The sequence below is a fragment of the Halalkalibacter lacteus genome (assembly GCF_036663595.1).
GTDB lineage: Bacteria > Bacillota > Bacilli > Bacillales > Bacillaceae_D > Halalkalibacter > Halalkalibacter lacteus.
In genome coordinates, this window is record NZ_JAWRVL010000206.1 from 1 (window position 1) to 272 (window position 272).

At 58.1% G+C, this 272-nt stretch carries 1 protein-coding gene; it reads left to right on the forward strand.

The annotated features are described in order from the left end of the window. Window positions 1-272: glycerate kinase (locus SAZ04_RS22090; protein WP_332699743.1), on the forward strand; the 272-nt coding region annotated here is incomplete at both ends.

Here is a 272-nt window from a genome sequence, read left to right on the forward strand (position 1 = left end):
GGTAACGGCTGTACTCGAAATGGCGGCAGCGGCAGGCCTGCGGCTCGTTCCGAAGGACAGGCGCAACCCTTTGTACACGACCACTTACGGCGTAGGTGAATTGATAAAAGCGGCACTGGACTTGAATGTCGACAATATTCTCATCGGCTGCGGCGATTCAGGCACATCCGATGGAGGGGCAGGAATGGCCCAGGCTCTCGGGGTTCAATTCCTGGATGAGGCAGGCAGGGTGATGGATATCCGCGGCGGAGGTGACCTTCATCGGATTGTCG